The organism is Vampirovibrionales bacterium (assembly GCA_016712355.1).
GTDB lineage: Bacteria > Cyanobacteriota > Vampirovibrionia > Vampirovibrionales > Vampirovibrionaceae > JADJRF01.
The window spans coordinates 2,534,270-2,552,426 of sequence record JADJRF010000005.1; the positions used below are offsets into that span (position 1 = coordinate 2,534,270).

The following is an 18,157-nucleotide window of genomic DNA, read 5'->3' on the forward strand; positions in this document are numbered from 1 at the left end:
GGTTGGGTTACTTCAAAAGGAGAGTTCTATAGCGCTCCCAAAATAATGAATCCTTTTGCTCCTGATCAGCCCCTTTTCAAAGGCCCTCTTACTGATTTTAAGCCTTAGATAATGAAAAAGTCTAAAAAAATTCTACTAATTCTGCTTCTTGCAACCCCATGGGCTCTTTCTGTATATGGGATTGGCGAGTTTATATTGTCAGGTGACGCCGCCAGTTGTAAAAAGGCTAGAATGGAACAGCAGGAGGTCTTAAAAGAAGAGGTTAGGAAATCTGAACGATTAGAAAAAGAAGCCGCGGCGGGCGATGCTGAAGCGATGTATTGGACATATCAATACTACGCGATATCCGTTCATGATTACCAAAAAGCCAATAAATGGTTAAAATTGTCTGCAGAAAATAATTTTATATGGGGGATGGAAGATTATGGCGAAAGGCTTTGTGAAATGGGAAAAATAGCAGAAGGGCAGTTCTATTTAAAAAAATCTTGCTCGGCAGGGCAAAAATCTGCCTGTGAATTTCTTCATAAATATTGCCGGACAAAAAGGTAAAAACGCTGCAATGAAAAAATCTCAAAAAATTATTTATTTGTTTTTAGGATCTATTGGCTGGTTACTATGGTTCGCGTTCCTACTCTATAAGTGGAGTTGTCAATGTGAGGGAGCCTATATGGTACAGGGGTTGGTCTGCCCCCCAGAAAACGAACCAGGGATAATGAGAAAATCGGGTTAAACCAGTTAAAGAAGTGAAGGAGTTTAACCCGTGAAAAAGTCCAAATTCACCGAAGAGCAGATTGTGTTTGCCCTAAAAGAGCACCAGCAGGGTACGAAAGTGGAAGACATCTGCCGGAAACTGGGAGTAGTGCAGGCGACGTTCTACCGGTGGCAGCAACAGTTTGGCAGCCTGAGCGTCATGGAAGTCAAAGAAATGCGTCTGCTCAAGGAAGAGAACACCAGACTCAAGCAACTTGTAGCTGAACTGAGCCTGGATCGGCATATGTTGCAGGAAATCGTTCAAAAAAAGCTCTGAAGCCTGTTCAGGAACGGGATTTGGTTGACTGGCTGAAGCTTTGCCACAAGGTCAGCGTGCGTCGCGCATGCCGATTAATTCGGTTTCGGCGGCCAACTTACTACTACCAATCCAAACTCTCTGAGCAGGCGTATCTATCCAAACGCATTTGTGAGATTGCTTCTGAAAAGCCCCGGTATGGCTACCGCCGGATTACGATTCTGCTGCGACGGGAGGGCTTGCCGGTCAATCCTAAGCGGGTCTACCGGCTGTACAGGGAAGAGGGCTTACAGATGCGCAAGAAAGTCCCCAAGCGGCGGGTTTTTCCGCAGTTGCGGCAGGTCCGGCAACCGGCCCAGCAGCAGAATCCATGCTGGAGCATGAATTTTGTATCTGACCAGTTGTACGACGGACAGAAACTGCGCTGCCTGACCATTGTCGATAATCACACCCGAATCAGTCCGGCGATTGGTGTGGGTTTTCGCTACACGGCCTGCAACGTGATTAACACGCTGAACCTGGCAGTGCAGCGATATGGCCAACCTGAGCCGATTCCGGCAGGAATGCCTGAATCAGCACTGGTTCTTGTCTTTGGAGGATGCTCAGGAGAAAATTGAAATGTGGCGGCAGGACTACAATGACGTGCGTCCGCATAGCTCATTGGGAGAGCTGACCCCTCATTCCTTCGCCGCCGCAAACAGCCTGGCTAGCCAAGCTGTTTGAATCCCCGATTTCTCATTTCAAACGGTCCGCTTTTCGGGGCAAGACCAAAAAATCCTAAAATTCGACTTTTGGATGGCTCCGGGTACGGGGCTCGGTCAAAATGATCAATCAAATTACCTAATCGTTAACTTCAACAGAGCAGGAAAGAGTCAATCTGTGCACCTCCCAATCGAACCTTTGGACTTTGGACAGAAAATCGTTTTAGTTTTTCTTGGCGGATTTTTCTTGTTTGTGTTTTCTTGCGCCCTTTTAACAGCCAGTCTTGCAGAGGCGCCCAATGACATTCGAGGCTATTTCTTTATTACACAAGCTGCAAGAGTAAAAAGCTCTACTGTTCTAATACCGACACGGGGTCCGGCGTCCCTCTGTGTAATGTATACATTCAGAGATCAAAAAGGAATCGAGCACACTGGGAAAAATTTTAATGATCAGAGTCCCTGCAAAAAATCCGCCAATGTGACCGAACTAAACAGGCTATGCGCCACAAAATACAGACCCAATAATATTATCAGCATACATTACAACAGCAAAAACCCAGCAGAATCTTTCATACACAAGGAAATCAGACTCCGGGAGTTTTTCATGATCCTGGCCGTTCCAATACTTCTTTTCCTCAGCCTTATATGCTTTCAAATCGGGAAGAAGCGTTTAATTTTTTCTTTATTTAATCAAAAACCATTCGGCAATTAGGGCGCGTATCGAATTACCCGCCCCAGGAACCTCAATTTTAAGCGGGAAAGCTGTGGTAATATACACCGACTATTTTAACAAATTGTGACCATAGCGCACCCCACAGCGCGAGGATCAGGAGGAAGGGTTTATACAGGCCCGCAACAGTCGTCATTCGCAAGGCGGGTTTAGCCCATCTCCACACGGCTGTCGGGAAGACCTCACCTGAGAAACCGTAGAAAAAACATTGGGCAGTGGGTTTTTCAGCATGAGCGTAACGGGCATCCAATCCCTTATTTGTATTGTAAAAACAGGAGGCTCATCGAGTCTTGTCGAGAGTTATGAAAAGGAGTAAAATAACCACACCTGAAGCGGCGCAAAAAGATTGACAGATAAAAATCGTAACGGAAAAAAATGAATTATGCCCCCTGTTCAGAAAGCCTGAAATTTTAAAGGATATTAGCACATCGTGATTCCCGCACGAAGTCCTCAGGCGTTAAGTCTTCTGGAAGCTCAAAACAAGGCCGAAAAATTATTTCAAGAGGTGGAAAAACGCCAGATAATACAGCCCGGAGGAACCGAATTGAGAATTAGCGAATAATTTTTGATTTGGCGCAAGAAAGAGGTTTCTACGAAGAATTTCTCAATATTTAAATCCCGTCTATCACTATTTGTCGGCTTGCCGCCTAACGGGACAGCGCCCAGATCCAGAGCCCCATAACCTGAACCGATCGCATTGGGGACAATCTATTTATCTTGTCGTACAGAAATTCTCCTGTTATGATTTTTACTTACGGGGCCGCGCCGGACCCTCAGGCACACACACTCAGAGAGGCCAGACGAAGTTGTGTTACCATGAGAATCGCTTCGGATCACCATGCTGAGAAAGGGGATGGCCATGCAGGGCGCAGGCATACAATCGTCGGCAGAGACCTCGCAAACACTGTCTGCATGGGCGTGGTACCAACGCATTGTACAGACGTTACCCGGCATTTCGGGCCCCCATAAATCAGCCCCCAGACCCCGGTATATGATGACATTCGCTTGTTAGGGGCCTTGCTGGGCAAGGTCGTTGTGGGCGATCGGCCCAATGGACATGAGCTATTCCTGCTAATTCGCGAGTTACGTCGGCAGATTCAGGCGTCTCGCGCCGCAGGACAGGATACCACGCAATCGGACGTAGAAAATATTCTGTCTAACCTGCTGGCCAGCGAATCGACAAAAGCAGACCTCGAAAAATTACTGAAAATCGTCGATACGTTTCGCATTTTTCTGGAGTTGGCCTCTATTGCGGAAAGCTATCATCATGACCAATTTCAACCTCCAGAACCTTCCATTGAGCAGCTTATTGCTCAAAAGGCGCTCGGTGGCGTCCCGTCAGACAATATCCTTCTTGCACTGGAAAAGATCTGCTTGCGACTGGTCTCGACTGCGCATCCTACTCAGATTTTCAGAACGACGTATCTTCACCATCACAAGATAATTTTAAAGTTATTAGGGGAATTTCATGACGCCAAGAACGCGGAGGACCAAGCTCGCGTTATTAAAGCGCTGGAAGCGCGTATTCAGTGCCTCTGGCTCACAGGCTTTGTGAAATGGGTCAAACCTACGGTGCAGGACGAAGCCAAGGCATTAGAAAATTATCTGGATGTCCTCTTTAACACGCTCCCCGAACTCCAGGTTACGCTAGAGAGCACATTACAAACGACGTTGCGCACTCAGCGACGATTATTCAAAAACCATCCCGCCGTTGAGATCGGCAGTTGGGTAGGCGGGGACATGGACGGCAACCCGAATGCTCAGCCCCATGTTTTAGCCGCGATTCTAGCTTCTCGCCGACAGCAGATATTGATAAAGTATCGGGATCAATTAGCGGCGTTAGCGGAAGAATATAGTTTCTCCGCACTTAAAGGGATCGAGCGTCACGAAGCGCTTCTATCTTCAATTGAGCAGGATTTAAAAGAATTTGAAGCCGCAAAATCGCATCCCTTTGAGCGGTCAGAAGGGATTTATAAGTACCACGAACGAGAACCCTATCGTCAGAAACTACTGTTAATGGTCGCCAAGCTGAATCACACCCTGACCTATCCCCTCACTTTAAGCATGTTAGACGCGCCTCGTTTCAGCAGTCAATTCAGCTTCCTCCCGCAGCCTTTTCCACATGGATTCGCTTATAGACGCGCCGCCGAACTCATCTCAGATTTGAAGCTGATTTTAGACGGACTGAATGAACTAGGGCTTTCCGATAATTTTCTACGGCCCATTGAAACCTGTTTAAATGCCGTCCAGATTTTTGATTTTCACTTTGCAGGCATTGACCTGCGAGAAGAGGCGGAGCACTTCCAATCCGCCGCACGTTGCGGGTTGATGGCGAGAGGATATGATTTAGCGCCATTCTTTAACCCAAATGATAATACGCACGCCACTGACGCATGGTTCGCATTTTTAGAGCAGTATTTGACCCAGGCAACCACAACGCATATTCAGCCTCATGAATTAGCGCGCGTCGTCACCCACTGGCCACAATGGTTTTCAGAAGGCGGCGCCTCAGAAATGCGCCTGTTTGGCATGACAGCGGTCATGAAGCTCGCGCATGCCGAAATCGGGCCGCAAGCGTCACGGCATGTATTGCTCAGCATGACGCATTCGGCATCAGACGCACTGGCGGCGCTTGCGCTGCTCAAGTGGCAACAGTTAGCGCACTATGAAAATGACCAATGGATGGGCGCTGTAGATATTGTGCCGCTCTTTGAAACAATCAACGATCTGGTCGCGGCCCCACAGATGATGACGCAATTATTTGAATCCGCTGCGTATCGCGGCTATCTTCGCGCGCGAGGCAATCGCCAGGTAGTCCTGATCGCCTATAGTGACAGCAACAAAGACGGGGGTATTTTACCAGTAAATGGTCGCTCTATCTGGTACAACAGCAATTGTCCGACATTGCGCATCGATATGGCGTCACCATTCAGTATTACCATGGGCGCGGCGGTAGTATTGGTCGAGGCGGCGGACCGACCCGACAACATATTTTATCTCTTCCCACCGAAAGTTTTCGGTCCGGCATTCAGATTACCGAGCAAGGCGAAGTATTGGCCAGGCATTATTTATCGGAAATAACAGCCGAAGCCCACCTGAATAATTTGTTGAGCGCCGCCTTCCTGCGTAATTTAAAAGACGAGGAAAATATCGATCACGATCCGCCAGCCTGGGTGGCGATAGCAGAAGCATTGTCGGCCACGTCGTATCAAAAATATCGAGACCTTAAGCAATTGCCAGGCTTTGTGGCCTATTTTCACGATGCCACCCCTCGCGAGATTGAAACCATTCATATCGGATCGAGACCAACGCACCGGCGCAAAATTGCGCGCATAGAAGATTTACGCGCTATTCCGTGGGTTTTTCGATGGTTCCAGTCTCGCACCATTATTCCAGGGTGGTTTGGCTTGGGATCCGCTTTGCAGGCGTACGCACAGCAGCACGCGGAAGGACTGAGCGCTCTTCGGACGCTTTATCAGGATTGGCCCTTCTTTCATGGCGTCCTCAATAACAGCGCTATCGGCATTCTTCAAGCCGACATGCCCATTTCACAACATTACACCACGCTTCTCAAAACACCCTCCCATAACCGTACGGAAGTCCAGGCCATTTTTGACGCAATTCAGGCAGAATACGCGCTGACCCGCGCCATGCTGTTAAGCGTCATAAACTGCGAACACCTGCTGTCTGCACCAGAAACCGCTTCGTTACAGAAGTCCATCGCCATGAAACGCACGTATCTGGACCCGCTGAATTATTTACAAGTGTACCTGTTGAAGCAATACAGAAGTCAATCCAGCGCGCACGATCAGCAACTTCAGGATTTATACTATCGCGCCTTCATCAGTTCAACCGGCGGTATTGTCGCGGGGTTGGGGACTTCCGGTTAAGTATTTACAGACAAATATAACGCACTGCAACAGAGTCACCGAAAGAACCATTGACAAACCGCCTTAATATTACTGATAATACGCTATATTTCATTTTCACAGAAGGTCCGTCCCTGGTGGCCGGTTGGGTTTAATAGCGTTGCGCTGATACGCTTGCCCCGAAATACAATTGGAGAAAACGCATGAAACGTTGGACTGCGCGAGCTTTAGCGTGCCTGTTAATTTCTCAGGTCATATTCTGGTGTCCACCTTTGCCGGCCAGAGAATTATCCAAAGCCGGGCAGATTTTCCAGCAAGTCAAAGACGGTATTGTCACGGTTTTCTCATCATCCGGGCATGGGTCAGGCGTGATCATCGACGCTTCGGGGCTGATTCTAACAAACAGCCACGTAGTTAAAGAAAACGCAGGGAATTTAAGAGTTAAAATAACCCCCGGCGTTATTTTAGAAGCCAAATTACTGGAAAATGATCGAGCAAATGATCTGGCCATTCTCTGGGTGAATCTTGAAAAGGCAGGTAAGGCAACGGTTCTTCCCATTTTCACCCCTCCGCCAGGCGAAGATCTGGTCTTGGTAGGCGAAGAAATTATTGCCGTGGGGAGTCCCATTCAACGCGAAACGCTTGAAAAAACCCTGACCACCGGCGTCGTCGGTAAATTTGAGGGGGAAGTAATTCGACACGACGCCAGCATCAATGGCGGAAACTCAGGCGGCCCACTCTTAAATTACGACGGCCAGATTGTCGGGATCAATACGTTCGTCCAGGCAGCAAACGGCCCCCCTCTTGCAGGCGCTGTCCCCATCACAAAAGCGATTCTCCTTCTCTCCAAGGCCAAAGCAGACATTCTAACTTCAGAGAAGCCTTCTTCAGAACTACTCCCGGATACCCCTGCGATCCCATTTCCCATCGCCCAACTCGTAAAAGAATCCCCCTCTCTTTTTACAGACAGAGATCAGAAGGATTACAACTTTAAATCCAATTATTTCAGCGTGAGTGTCCTGACGCCTATTCAGGGGTATCATCAAATTATTAAAGCAGAGGATAAAATCCTCAAACACCGCAAGGGGCGAGCCAGGAAAAAAGGCTTTCAACTGACGGATGATGAGATTGATTATAAAAACCTTGCTTTTTACAACTATCAAAAGCCCGTTGTGACCGTCGTGGTAATTCCAAACCCAAAACTGACCACCACCAGCAAAGTAGTCAATACTCTTTCTTTTTTAGCAGCCGCAGTCGCCAGCGCCGCCTCGTTTGGCGTAGGTACGCCCCTCATGCTCGCCCCATTTTATATGGGAAAGCATGAAATTAAAAAAGATTTTCTGAAAATGTCACTTAAAAAAGAAAATAATGAACTTGCTTGCACGCCCATTGAAACGGGCAGAGCCCCCTTCAAGGAATCGATGCGTCAAATGACCGGTTATCTTTACAATGAATTTATTGATAAATCTTATGTGGGCCTCTATACATTCGATTCAAAATGCTTTGAGACCCCCAGCAGTTTAAAGCTGGTCATCGATATAGAAGGAAGCAAAGATGAAGACAGGACGCTGCGATTCCCCAGAAAAATCCAGGAACTGATTGTCTCCGACTTTAAGCCATACTGGTCGTATGTGAACAGTCTTCATTCGACGAATAAGAGCGAATTAAACAGGATACCCGCATCAGAAACGCCCCCGAAATCCGCAACAGAAACCGCGCCGGGAGCCCCCTAGAGGCAGGATATTCAGGAGGTCTGTTTTTCTTCAGGCCCCAGCCGTTTCTCGGAAACAGCCCCTCCCCGCACGTCTTGATCCCGCTTGGCGCGCCCGGGCAGCAGGGGTCCTCCAGAAAACTGGAGCCGATGACCGGATTTGAACCGGTGACCTACGGTTTACGAAACCGCTTGGAACGAGTCTGAAAACCGCGTGGCTCAATAAACTTCAAAATTGATAGCCTGAAAGTACTTTACACTTGTCAACTAACAAACAAAACGTCCCCATTATATCTCAAGTGAGGCAGTCTTTGGGGAGCCTTACAACAGTCCTTATCATATTTTAAAACACGCAAAAACCCTTTCCAGAGTTTAGTTTTAGACGATTCTGGGCATAATAAAATTGGGTTGAAATCCCACTTCTCCATCTGCTTTGACCGACGCACTTTCAGGGGCTGAGGTCTGGTCTGAGACATCTCTGGATGGTTTTGGTTTGGTCAGACCGGCTTCAAATCCCTTGAAAACGACCGAGGCAAACACACAGGATGGGGATTTTGTGCTGTCTTCCTGTACGGCATTCAGGGATGATAAGGAGATGAATAGCCGCAAAAAACAACCAACTTGCTATGTGATTGGAGGTCCCAACGGGGCCGGGAAGACCTCAGTGTCCCTTCGGGTTTTGCCCCGTTTGGATTACATGGAATATGTCAACGCGGATGCCATTGCGGCTGCTTTATCCCCCTTTCAGCCAGAAAAGAGTGCCCTTAAAGCCGGACGGATGATGTTGCAACGCATCCATAAACTGGCTGATCAAAGGGCAGACTTTGCATTTGAAACCACGTTGGCCTCTCGTTCCTTTGCGCCATTTCTCAAACGACGCAAAGAAGAAGGGTATCAAGTGGTGTTGTTCTATTTCTACCTCAAGACGCCAGAGTTGGCTGTTTCCAGGGTGGCCGAACGTGTTCTGGCGGGAGGCCATCATATTCCTGAAGCCGATATCCGACGCCGTTATAGGCGTAGCCTTCAGAACTTGAGGCATCTATACCAACCCTTGGCAGATGCTTGGGGAGTCTATGACAATTCCGATAGGGAACCGGTATCAACCGAAGCATCTACCGGAACCGAACCGGAACGTTTAACCCAACTGTCTGCTTGGATAAAGGGAGCTATCTCCGAGGCGGTAGAGATTAACCGTAAGCTGGGGACACCCATCTACGTCTTTCGGGACGGTCAGGTGGTGGATATCTCCAAAGAGCTACCAGAGCAAACAGGACCGTAACACCCCTTACGGCGTTAGTGTGCTGAAACGGTTTGCTTTTTTGCTTTCTGCTCTATATTCCTTCCGTTTTCATGAGAGTGTTGTTTTTGCTGCCGTAAGTGCCGTAAAGAGGTAACCAAAGGCTACTTTCAGTCTGTTTAGCGTTGGGGAAAGTGTCCTTCTCCTCCGTCCCGTGCCCAAACACCACCAGCAGCACCACACTTCAAAAGTCACTGAAGCAGGAAACCAACACATCCATCTGGGCGTCAGTCGTAGGGGTTGTCTGGGTCGATGTTGGTTGGGGTGTGTCGGTAGCCGTCTGTCTCCGGGAAGGGACAAGGCATGGTGTTTTCCAATAGCGTGTACCCCAACAGGAAGCGTCCTCGTTGACCGTTGCGGGTGGTCTTTTGGATGTCACATCCGGTTGCTTTCAAGGCTTGGGTGATCCGGGTGGGCGTCCACTGGCGGCACTTGGGCGCATACAACCAAAGGGCTTTTCTCACCTGATCCATCCGGGCATGGCCTTTGCCATCTGGCATAAAGCAGTCGTTCAGAAACTCGTACATCACGTTGGTCTCTTCCTTGTACTCGGAGAGCAGGTTTTCAACCGACTTGGGAATGGTGAACTGGCCGTTGTTCTCAATCAGTCGGGTCAACCCTTGTAAGGCTCGCAACGCGATCCCGTCGATTTCACTCAGAAGCTTATCCGTCAGAAACGGATCTTGCCGGTCCTTGGGAATCACGTTGGGGAAATGAATCAAAAGCAGGCGGTTAAAGACGCCTTCGGAGTAGTCGTGAATCACGGGCAGGCTGTTGGTGAAAATGGCGTGTTTACAGAAAGGCCGATAGATTTCCGGGTCTTTGTACTTGCGGTCCAGCTCCACAGGCTCTCCGGTTGAGACCAGCCGCTTGAAGCCAGAGTCAGACAAGATGGTGTCAAACTTCAGCTCGCCAATCACATTCAAGGCTTTGCCCTTGATAGGGGCAATGGCTCTCGCGTCACACATCCGGTCAATGGGAATGTGACAGATGTTGTGTTCACCAACCAGCGCAATCATGACGTTTTCCAGAACCGTTTTGCCGGTGTTGGATTCCCCGTAGCAAAGCAGTGCTTTCTTGTAGGGTGCTTTGGTCATCAGGAGATAACCCAGAAACTCCTCCAATGCCGCAACATACTCCTCAAACTCGGCCAGATCGCCAAAGCAGTCCTGGAGATACAGATCCCATGTGGGACATTGGGCAAAGGGATTCCAAACGATTGGCCAGACTGTTTCCAGATAGTCTTCCGGTCGATGGTTCCTCAGTCCCAACATGCTTTTCAGCTCCACCCGTTCGGTTTTCAACGGATTATCCAGGCACGTCAGGTCTTCCGGGTAAGCACCCACACTCAAATCATAGAGGCCGTTCTTGAAAGGGATCTGGGTGGGCTTCAGGTTGTTCCAGGGAACGCCCGCTTCCAGCAACGTGAAGTTCTTGACGTAATAGGCCGTGTCCTGAACCCGCTGGCGGGTGCTGTGCTGCCAATCATCGTAATGACGACAAAGCTTCTCTAACACCCGGTCTTCCATCGGTTCCCAATGTTGGCCGTTGTAGCGATAGGTGTTGCCAAAGGGATCGGTGAGCAGTGGATGCTCCTGAAGAACCTGTCGGGCCAGTTGATTGGCCTTCAGTTTTCCACCGGCGGAATCGTTGTGAAGCGGTTGGTTCATGGCCCGTCCTCCGTGCCGTTTACAAAGGGCATTCTGAGCCGGTGTTTGCGGTCTTGGCGTTGTTGTTTCTCTCGCTCGGTATCCCGTGCCATTGCTTCAAACATCCGGTAATAGACAATCCCGATGCTGTCCCGGATGAATTGGCCAACGACACGATGCACAGTGGCTCCAGCCCGATTATGGGATCTCTTGGCTTCACCGGTTGAAGAGAACCCGGTAATCCGTTCCGTTTGGGGACAGGTTTGGAGGATGGCGCGGGACAGAGCAAACGTGAGTCGTTCATCGTCGGGAATCATCGCCGGGAGATGATGGGACATCAACCAGACGGCTCCTGCCACCTCCAACACGTCCTTGCCTCGGATACCGGAATCATAGAGGCGTCGCAATTCTTGGCAGGCTTTTCCTCCTCCGTTGGAGGCCAGAATCACGCCTTCGTATAACCATTCGTCCAGAACCTTGATAGATTCCACGATAGCGGGATGCTCTTTGTGCTTCCGAAAGAAACGCTTGACGGACTTCAGGAAAGGGGCGAGGTCTTTTTTCTTGATGCGGTAGCCTTCTGCGTGGCCATAGTATTGTTGCCGTCTGGCATGATTGGCGCAATACTGGGAAGACTGGTGGCGCGGCTTGTAACATCCGCCGACTTCGCATTGCTGCCACCGGTTTTGAGAGCGATGTTTCCATTGTGAATTGCTCAATGACATTGCCTGACACCACTTGAGGGAACCATGGTTATTATTCCCTTGTGGCTAGGCCCTTTAAACGTGACTTACGGCGTTTTAATCGAAGTTTCAGCGAGAAATAGCTTCAATTGGGCCAAAATCCCCAAAAAAATGTCGATTTCTGTTGGTTCACCCCCTCTCACAAACACGTAAAATAAAAATTTCGGCTTCTTACGATGCCTCTTTCAGCACTCGGAGGACGGTTCCCACACCAACACCCACTTCCTGGGCAATTTTACGAATGCCCTTGCCGTCTTCTCTGGCAGCTAAAATGGAGAGTTCCACATCCTCCGATACCTTGGGACGGCCCAGCGTCTTGCCTTGGGTTTTGGCCCGATGCAATCCGGCTTTGACACGCTCTTGAATCAAGGTCCGCTCAAATTCGGCAAAGACGCCCATCATCTGAAACATCGCTTTGCCGCCTGGGGTGGTGGTGTCCAAGCCTTGTTGATGCAGATACAAGCCAACGCCCTTGGCATGGAGTTCGGACAGAAACCCGATTAAATCTTGCAGCGAGCGGCCCAAGCGGTCTACGGACCATGCCGCCACCATATCAATTTCCTTGCGGATCACGGCTTTGCTCAAGGCGTCAAAGCCCGGTCGGTCCTTGCGTCCCTTGGCTCCACTGATGCCCTCGTCCTTGAAAATATGAACCATTTCCCAATCCATCCGCTGGCTGATGCGTTCCAGTTCCATCAACTGGTTTTCAACCGTCTGCCCGTCGGTGGAAACTCGGACATATAGAGCAACCCGTTTAGCTCTTTGATTTTGCATGGGTCTTTCCTTTCAATATTTCAAGAGCTTTATCTCGAAGCTTTTGGCCCTTCTTGGTGAGCATGGCAATCTTTCGGGTCCGGTTGTCCGGGTCTTCTTGAGTGGTTACCAAGTCCGGCCCGGCATGATGCTCCCGGTTACTTTTGTAGGTCTTGCCCAAAGCGGAAACATGCCGGGAGACCTGGAATTGTTCCAGGTTCAGGGCCTTATTGATGTCACTCAAAGGAATAGGTTCCTTGTCACAAATCAACAGGAACACCGGGAACAACTGGGGATAAGGCAAAGCCTTTTCCAGTTCGGCATAAAGGGTAATCACGTTTTTCAGTTCAGACATAGATTTCCTTTCATTACAGCGAATGCATTGATGCATTTATTGTAGCATTTCTTCAATACTCCTCCGGGAGTAACACCACTGTTTGACAGGCGGGATCATAGGCTCCTGAACTCTCATTGATGGCCCAGAATGTCCAGGTCTCTTTGAGGTCCGTATAGTCAATCTCTTGCCGGACCAGGGTTTGATACGTGGCGTTTCCCTCTTTATCATGCTGTTCCTGTTGGATGGTAAACACGGAGGTTTTATCCAGGCTGACCTCTACTTGAACAATCAGGAAGTAGTCAACACCTTGGGCTCTGGCCAGGGTTGGAACATAGGATGCCAGGGTATCCAGAACCCAAAAGCATTGGTTTCGCTGGCAATGGTTCATGATGCCGCTGGTGGCGATCCAGTTCTTGGCAAAGAGGCTGAATCGGTAATAGGTGTCTTGTTCATAGGCAACGGACATGGTTATTGCTCCTCAAAGTTTTCTGATATAGGGACGAATTAGGGATGTTTTTAGGGATGAATAAGGGACAAATAAGGGATGAAAACCGAACAGAGCTGCATGGAGAGAGCCGCGCTAGGCGGCTTCCTCCATGGGTTCCTCTTGTTCACCGGTTCCCTTGAGAATGAACTGATGGGCCTTGCTGGCCTCAGTTGCCGCTTTGAAAATCGCCTTTTTATCGTTTTTCAGGACTTTGAGCCATGAGGCAATATAGGAATCGTGTTGCACGTTGCCTTCCAAGCCCAGATCGGCAAACAGGAACGCCGCGCCCATTTCGGCTATCAGCTCCTCAAAGGCGTAGGACTCATCCCCAAAGCGCCCAGAAAAATCACGGTTTAGCCTTGAGTGGTGGCCGGTCCAGTGCGCCATTTCATGAAATAGGGTGCAATAGAAATCCCCTGATTCCTTGAACCGTTCCTTTTTGGGCATATTAATGAAATCTGACAAGGGGCTATAGCAAGCTCGAACACCAATTTTTCAAAGTGAATCAAGGCTTTGGAATCGGTGATCACGCCTTCAATGCGTTGTATGTCATCCCATGTCTGTTCCCGTTTAACCGGTGGCGTCAGGTCGATGCCTTCGCATTGATCCAGATTAAACACGTTGTACCACTTGAGGAACGGGATCCGCTTATGTTTACCATCTTCCTCTTTGTCGATGAAATTCCAGAACACAACGGTTGTGGATTTTTCACCTTTTTTAACGTTACCGCCCATGGCTTCCGCTTGTTTGTAAGATAGCCAGCCATTGGCGTTATAGCCCTTTTCCTGTTGGGTAGCCCAAAGAATGGGAATGTTGATGCCACGGTAACCAAAGCTGGTTTTGAGGTTGTAAGGGATACCCTCAAAGCCGCCATAGCGTGACTGATCCCAAGGGCATTTCCAGGGTCTAACGCCTTGTCCCAGGGACGTGATGATCTTGTCTGTGATCTCCTGATAGAGATCGCGCTTGGGTTTTTCCATCGGGTTTTACTCCTCTTGCTTAGCTGATTCATAAAATGCTTTAAAACATTTCATGTATTCATACATGTTTTAAAGCAAAAAATTTGTCAACCCTTTTTCTAAAAATAACGAGAAGGTCTGACGGTGAAACGTCTATCAAATAAGGCTATCCAGGCTTATGGAAATCTTTTGTAACGTGTTCAAAAATCATTTGTTTCCTGAACAACTCAAAACAGCCTCATGCGATCCCGGTTTCATACGGGTTTCCAGGGTATGGTTTTCATGGGGTTTTCTGAACACCCAAGCCCGCAAGAAAAGAACCGACACTCTGAAAACGTAAGAGGGTGTGGGGGGATCACTCGACCCCTTAATGTCGATATCCCCTCTCACAAATTTGTGGTGAAAGTTTTGCTCGTGCTCATCGACAGGCCCCTCTAAAACGTCGTATGCTAAAGGCATGGTAACCTTGACGCCCACTCCTGACTTCCTCCTCGCCAGCTCCTCAAACGATTGGCCGGAGCCAAGTATTTTGAGCGCGGTGAAGACTACTATGATCGAGGCTTTGTTTTTGATTCAGTGGTTTACCAAGGCACGCTAACCGCCAAAGTCCGGGGTTCTTACCAGTCTTCCTACCGGGTCAAACTTATCTGGAATGGAGAGAGCTTGGATCATGACTGTTCTTGCCCTTTGGGAGATGAAGGGGGAATTTTGCAAGCATTGTGTGGCTGTGGGGTTGACATGGTTAGACTTGAAAGAAGATGCCTCAGAGGCGAGTTCCAACGCCAAGACGCCTTCGGTGTCGATGGAGGATGTGAAGACCTACCTGAAACAACAAAAACCGGATGTGTTGGTCGAGATGCTGATGCAGCAAGCTATAGAAGATGACCGGCTTCGGGAAAACTCCTAATTAAGACAGCCAAATCTACCCAGGGCAAGGATCTAAACCTTCAGCAATTTAAAAAGGCTTTGGAAAAAGCCATTCGGGTGCGTGATTTTGTCGATTATTACCACATGCGTGCTTACGCGGCTGGGATTGATGCAGTTACCGAATCGCTTCAAGAGCTTTTGAAAGAGGGGTACACCCAGGAAACCATAGACTTGACCGAATATGCCCTGTCTTTGCTGGAAGATTCTCTGAACAGCATGGATGATTCTGCTGGATATATGACCGGGATTATGGAGACCTTGGAAACGCTCCATCACGATGCCTGCAAACAAGGCCAACCCAAAATCGAGCCGCTGGTCAAACGTCTTTTTGCATGGCAAATCAGAACCGAGTGGGATACCTTTTCAAACGTTCTGGAAGATTACGCGGATGTGTTCGGCAAAGAAGGCATCAGTCTTTACCGGCGCTTGGCCGAAGCGGAATGGGAGAAAGTGCCCGCCTTAAAGCCGGGGATAAAGATTCTGAGAAATACGGACGCCGTTACCGAATTACCCAGATTATGGACTCTTTGGCCAAGCAGGCCGGAGATATCGAAGCTGTGGTCGCTGTCCGAGAACGGGATTTGTCCGAACCCTACGATTTCTTGCGGATTGCGCACCTTTACCGAGATGCAGGGTTACCTCAAAAGCATTGGTTTGGGCCGAGAAAGGGGTACACGCCTTCCCCGGTAAAACAGACCATCGCCTCCATTCCTTTTTAATCGAGGCGTATCATCAATGCGGCAATCATCGGAAAACGCTTGAACTGGCATGGCAGGCATTTACCGAGTCACCCAATTTAAGCACCTACCAAAAGCTTAAGACCTACACTGCCCAACAAGACGATTGGGAAGACCCCTGGCCACCCATGCGGGTTAAAGCGTTGGCGTTTATCCGGGAAGAGATCCAGAAAAACCACCAATCCCGAAAATCCTCTTATGCCTATACCCAACGGGACGGGCAACCAAACCAAACCGAGTTAATCAAAATCCTGCTGTGGGAAGGTGATGTTCAAACCGCTTGGGAAGAAGCGCAACAAGGTTGGTGTCCCAATTCGCTCTGGATTGAGCTGGCCCAAAAGCGGGAAGAAAACCACCCGGCAGATGCTTTGAAGATTTATCAGGATCAGGTAGAACCCACGCTCGCGATCAAAAATAATACGGCCTACCAACAGGCTATCCGGTATCTGGTGAAAATCAAGGAACTCATGACACGTCTCAAAAAGCAGACCACGTTTAAAAAATACCTGAATGACATACGGGCAACCCACAAAGCCAAACGGAATTTCATTAAGTTTCTGGATGCAGAAAAGGGGCTGTAATTGGAGTTATGCCTCTTCTTCAGGATTGTATTCCCAAACGCCCAATTCCTCAACGGTGTCGGTGACGGCATCGCCATACCCCAGCCAATGCCGCTCGCTGATTTTGATAGATCCTTCAATCGCTCGTTAAAATAGACCATATATTTGTCTGGGCCTACTTGGAAGAGTTTGGCAAAATCGTCTAATACCGTTTCCACAGCAATATAGAACTCCTCATCAATATCTCCGTACTCGCACGTAAAATCATTTCCTGCTTCCACGTAGGTCAACATCAGGTCCAGCGTTCCCAAGGTGTCCTTGGTCTTTTCGTAGTCAGTGATAATCTGACGGGCTTCCTCAAGTTTCGGGTAGCTGTTGGCATGGGTAATATCCGGGTTCATCATTTGATAAACCCGCCTTCTGAGCGTGTTTAACTCTTTTGATCCGAATGTAGCGTCCGGTTGAAACCGAACGGTGAGAAATGCCTTGTTCAGGTCATTGAGTTCATAAAGCTGGTGAACCAAATCCAGCAAGGATGCCTGGCTGAAATGTTCAATGTGCTTCTTCACCTGTGTCCAAGTGAGGTTTTTGGATTTTGCTTTGAGCTTGGAAGGGGCTTCAATTGGCATGTACTGGGCTCCTCAAATCTAATGAATCAGTCCAACGCAAACAAGAGTTCTTCGGACGGCTCCTGATAGCTCTGTTCCATCAATATCTTCTAAGGAGGCTTGCGGATTATGTCCATGATGAAATGGCCGTGTGTATTCGTTTAGCTCATCCAGAGTTGTATAAATAGACCCTAAAGGATGAACATTTCCTGCCAGCCTGACTTTTTCACAAATATTTCCTAGTGTGTCAGCGGAGTCAAAATGTGCTGGATAATTTTTCTTGCAGTGTGTTTCCAGAACAGATCTCACCTTACGGATAATATCAATAGGATTTCCGACACCTTCGGCAAGAAAGTCATTTAATTCAAAAAAGCTCTTTCTCGTGACGAGTTCGTGTCTCATCTTCAATATCCCAAGCGGTTATGTTTGTATTTATTTCTCCAACTCGAATCAACTGAAGAGCTTTCCTTTCAGGCGGGGTTAGCTTTTCCCAAACCTGGTAAAGGAAGCGCATATCATAGAGAGAGTACAATCACTTGAGCGCAATTTTGAACGCAATTTTTAATTTGCCTGACAGTGTTGTTCCGCCTGAAACTGTCTTGGCTTGTAAATGGATCGTCAAAGACAACAATACGATTAGCCCTATCAGGGTCTTGCTCTAAACGGGCCAAGAAGAATGCTAGAGCTAACGTACTCTTATCTCCAGAACTGAGGGTATTCTTGAAGCTCGGTGTATCTAGCGGCGTGTCCGAAGCACCAATGTTTACAAGGGTATCATTTATGACAATCTGATAACTTGTGTTTGGAGCACCACCAGAACGAGAATGAGAGACCCCTTGAATTTTGTAACCGGCATTAAACTGATCTAAAAATCGATTGATGGTTTGTTCATAGGGTGCAATTGCCTGGTTGGTATATTCATCGAGCCGGGTTTTTACATCTGTTTTTTGCGTTTCCAGGACCGTTTTTTCTGTGAGAAGTTGCTGGTAGCTTTGGCATAGTGTTTCACACACTCGAAGATGTCTATTCTTTGATGCGTTTAATGTTCCAAGTTCGGCTTGAATGGTTTGAACATTCGCACTT

The 18,157-nt window shown here is 48.5% G+C and carries 22 protein-coding genes; 11 read left to right on the forward strand and 11 right to left on the reverse strand.

The features are described from left to right. Positions 1–111 precede the first annotated feature (111 nt). From IPK79_13140 to IPK79_13180, 9 genes are all read left to right on the forward strand, one after another. Positions 112–549 (forward strand): hypothetical protein, encoded by a 438-nt coding sequence (locus tag IPK79_13140; protein ID MBK8191378.1) that lies wholly within the window; start codon positions 112–114, stop codon positions 547–549. A 211-nt stretch (positions 550–760) separates the two neighbouring features. Further along, positions 761–1,027, forward strand: coding sequence for a transposase (locus IPK79_13145; GenBank protein MBK8191379.1), 267 nt, complete (start codon positions 761–763; stop codon positions 1,025–1,027). A gap of 20 nt (positions 1,028–1,047) precedes the next feature. Next, positions 1,048–1,623, forward strand: a complete 576-nt coding sequence (locus IPK79_13150) for an IS3 family transposase (GenBank protein ID MBK8191380.1) — start codon at positions 1,048–1,050, stop codon at positions 1,621–1,623. Beyond that, a complete protein-coding gene (locus IPK79_13155; GenBank protein MBK8191381.1) occupies positions 1,592–1,729 on the forward strand; it encodes a transposase in 138 nt (45 codons plus the stop codon). The genes IPK79_13150 and IPK79_13155 overlap by 32 nt, the downstream gene beginning before the upstream one ends. A 72-nt stretch (positions 1,730–1,801) precedes the next feature. Beyond that, positions 1,802–2,419, forward strand: a complete 618-nt coding sequence (locus IPK79_13160; GenBank protein MBK8191382.1) for a hypothetical protein — start codon at positions 1,802–1,804, stop codon at positions 2,417–2,419. 1,023 nt (positions 2,420–3,442) lie between these two features. Further along, on the forward strand, positions 3,443–5,518 hold the full coding sequence (locus IPK79_13165) for a phosphoenolpyruvate carboxylase (GenBank protein MBK8191383.1): 2,076 nt from the start codon (positions 3,443–3,445) through the stop codon (positions 5,516–5,518). Continuing rightward, positions 5,491–6,327 (forward strand): phosphoenolpyruvate carboxylase, encoded by an 837-nt coding sequence (locus IPK79_13170; protein ID MBK8191384.1) that lies wholly within the window; start codon positions 5,491–5,493, stop codon positions 6,325–6,327. Before IPK79_13165 ends, IPK79_13170 begins: the two co-directional genes overlap by 28 nt. Positions 6,328–6,509: 182 nt before the next feature. Further along, positions 6,510–8,039: a trypsin-like peptidase domain-containing protein gene (locus tag IPK79_13175; protein MBK8191385.1), complete on the forward strand. Its 1,530-nt coding sequence runs from the start codon at positions 6,510–6,512 to the stop codon at positions 8,037–8,039. A 573-nt stretch (positions 8,040–8,612) separates the two neighbouring features. Then, positions 8,613–9,296, forward strand: a complete 684-nt coding sequence (locus tag IPK79_13180) for a zeta toxin family protein (protein ID MBK8191386.1) — start codon at positions 8,613–8,615, stop codon at positions 9,294–9,296. A gap of 245 nt (positions 9,297–9,541) precedes the next feature. On the opposite strand, the gene IPK79_13185 is transcribed toward IPK79_13180, so the two are convergent. The 7 genes from IPK79_13185 to IPK79_13215 all read right to left on the reverse strand — a co-directional run bounded on the left by IPK79_13185 (position 9,542) and on the right by IPK79_13215 (position 14,263). After that, positions 9,542–10,984, reverse strand: coding sequence for a hypothetical protein (locus tag IPK79_13185; GenBank protein MBK8191387.1), 1,443 nt, complete (start codon positions 10,982–10,984; stop codon positions 9,542–9,544). Further along, entirely contained in the window at positions 10,981–11,688 is a 708-nt protein-coding gene (locus IPK79_13190) for a hypothetical protein (protein ID MBK8191388.1), read from the reverse strand. Before IPK79_13190 ends, IPK79_13185 begins: the two co-directional genes overlap by 4 nt. A 189-nt stretch (positions 11,689–11,877) precedes the next feature. Continuing rightward, positions 11,878–12,480, reverse strand: a complete 603-nt coding sequence (locus IPK79_13195) for a recombinase family protein (protein MBK8191389.1) — start codon at positions 12,478–12,480, stop codon at positions 11,878–11,880. After that, complete coding sequence (locus IPK79_13200) at positions 12,461–12,814, reverse strand: winged helix-turn-helix transcriptional regulator (protein MBK8191390.1); 354 nt, start codon at positions 12,812–12,814, stop codon at positions 12,461–12,463. Before IPK79_13200 ends, IPK79_13195 begins: the two co-directional genes overlap by 20 nt. 52 nt (positions 12,815–12,866) lie before the next feature. Continuing rightward, positions 12,867–13,262 carry a hypothetical protein gene (locus IPK79_13205; GenBank protein ID MBK8191391.1) on the reverse strand — a complete coding sequence of 132 codons (396 nt, stop codon included), beginning with the start codon at positions 13,260–13,262 and terminating at the stop codon, positions 12,867–12,869. Between the two features lie 114 nt (positions 13,263–13,376). Next, positions 13,377–13,730, reverse strand: coding sequence for a hypothetical protein (locus tag IPK79_13210; protein ID MBK8191392.1), 354 nt, complete (start codon positions 13,728–13,730; stop codon positions 13,377–13,379). Continuing rightward, positions 13,637–14,263 carry a DUF1738 domain-containing protein gene (locus IPK79_13215; GenBank protein MBK8191393.1) on the reverse strand — a complete coding sequence of 209 codons (627 nt, stop codon included), beginning with the start codon at positions 14,261–14,263 and terminating at the stop codon, positions 13,637–13,639. Before IPK79_13215 ends, IPK79_13210 begins: the two co-directional genes overlap by 94 nt. A gap of 649 nt (positions 14,264–14,912) precedes the next feature. Here IPK79_13215 and IPK79_13220 point away from each other — a divergent pair. Then, positions 14,913–15,149 carry a hypothetical protein gene (locus IPK79_13220; protein ID MBK8191394.1) on the forward strand — a complete coding sequence of 79 codons (237 nt, stop codon included), beginning with the start codon at positions 14,913–14,915 and terminating at the stop codon, positions 15,147–15,149. Positions 15,150–15,208: 59 nt separating this feature from the next. After that, complete coding sequence (locus tag IPK79_13225; GenBank protein ID MBK8191395.1) at positions 15,209–15,859, forward strand: hypothetical protein; 651 nt, start codon at positions 15,209–15,211, stop codon at positions 15,857–15,859. Between the two features lie 286 nt (positions 15,860–16,145). On the opposite strand, the gene IPK79_13230 is transcribed toward IPK79_13225, so the two are convergent. The 4 genes from IPK79_13230 to IPK79_13245 form a co-directional block, all read right to left on the reverse strand. Continuing rightward, a complete protein-coding gene (locus tag IPK79_13230) occupies positions 16,146–16,337 on the reverse strand; it encodes a hypothetical protein (protein MBK8191396.1) in 192 nt (63 codons plus the stop codon). After that, positions 16,331–17,095 (reverse strand): hypothetical protein, encoded by a 765-nt coding sequence (locus tag IPK79_13235; GenBank protein ID MBK8191397.1) that lies wholly within the window; start codon positions 17,093–17,095, stop codon positions 16,331–16,333. The genes IPK79_13230 and IPK79_13235 overlap by 7 nt, the downstream gene beginning before the upstream one ends. Before the next feature lie 18 nt (positions 17,096–17,113). Then, positions 17,114–17,476, reverse strand: coding sequence for a hypothetical protein (locus tag IPK79_13240; protein ID MBK8191398.1), 363 nt, complete (start codon positions 17,474–17,476; stop codon positions 17,114–17,116). Between the two features lie 113 nt (positions 17,477–17,589). Continuing rightward, on the reverse strand, positions 17,590–18,157 hold a 568-nt coding region (locus IPK79_13245), incomplete at its 5' end, for an AAA family ATPase (GenBank protein ID MBK8191399.1).

Excerpts from the sequence above, each read along its gene's own strand:
- IPK79_13140 (MBK8191378.1), top strand. The coding sequence starts at position 112 with ATGAAAAAGTCTAAAAAAATTCTACTAATTCTGCTTCTTGCAACCCCA.
- IPK79_13160 (MBK8191382.1), top strand. The coding sequence starts at position 1,802 with ATGGCTCCGGGTACGGGGCTCGGTCAAAATGATCAATCAAATTACCTA.
- IPK79_13175 (MBK8191385.1), top strand. The coding sequence starts at position 6,510 with ATGAAACGTTGGACTGCGCGAGCTTTAGCGTGCCTGTTAATTTCTCAG.
- IPK79_13180 (MBK8191386.1), top strand. The coding sequence starts at position 8,613 with ATGAATAGCCGCAAAAAACAACCAACTTGCTATGTGATTGGAGGTCCC.
- IPK79_13185 (MBK8191387.1), bottom strand. The coding sequence starts at position 10,984 with ATGAACCAACCGCTTCACAACGATTCCGCCGGTGGAAAACTGAAGGCC.
- IPK79_13190 (MBK8191388.1), bottom strand. The coding sequence starts at position 11,688 with ATGTCATTGAGCAATTCACAATGGAAACATCGCTCTCAAAACCGGTGG.
- IPK79_13195 (MBK8191389.1), bottom strand. The coding sequence starts at position 12,480 with ATGCAAAATCAAAGAGCTAAACGGGTTGCTCTATATGTCCGAGTTTCC.
- IPK79_13200 (MBK8191390.1), bottom strand. The coding sequence starts at position 12,814 with ATGTCTGAACTGAAAAACGTGATTACCCTTTATGCCGAACTGGAAAAG.
- IPK79_13205 (MBK8191391.1), bottom strand. The coding sequence starts at position 13,262 with ATGTCCGTTGCCTATGAACAAGACACCTATTACCGATTCAGCCTCTTT.
- IPK79_13210 (MBK8191392.1), bottom strand. The coding sequence starts at position 13,730 with ATGCCCAAAAAGGAACGGTTCAAGGAATCAGGGGATTTCTATTGCACC.
- IPK79_13215 (MBK8191393.1), bottom strand. The coding sequence starts at position 14,263 with ATGGAAAAACCCAAGCGCGATCTCTATCAGGAGATCACAGACAAGATC.
- IPK79_13220 (MBK8191394.1), top strand. The coding sequence starts at position 14,913 with ATGACTGTTCTTGCCCTTTGGGAGATGAAGGGGGAATTTTGCAAGCAT.
- IPK79_13235 (MBK8191397.1), bottom strand. The coding sequence starts at position 17,095 with ATGCCAATTGAAGCCCCTTCCAAGCTCAAAGCAAAATCCAAAAACCTC.
- IPK79_13240 (MBK8191398.1), bottom strand. The coding sequence starts at position 17,476 with ATGAGACACGAACTCGTCACGAGAAAGAGCTTTTTTGAATTAAATGAC.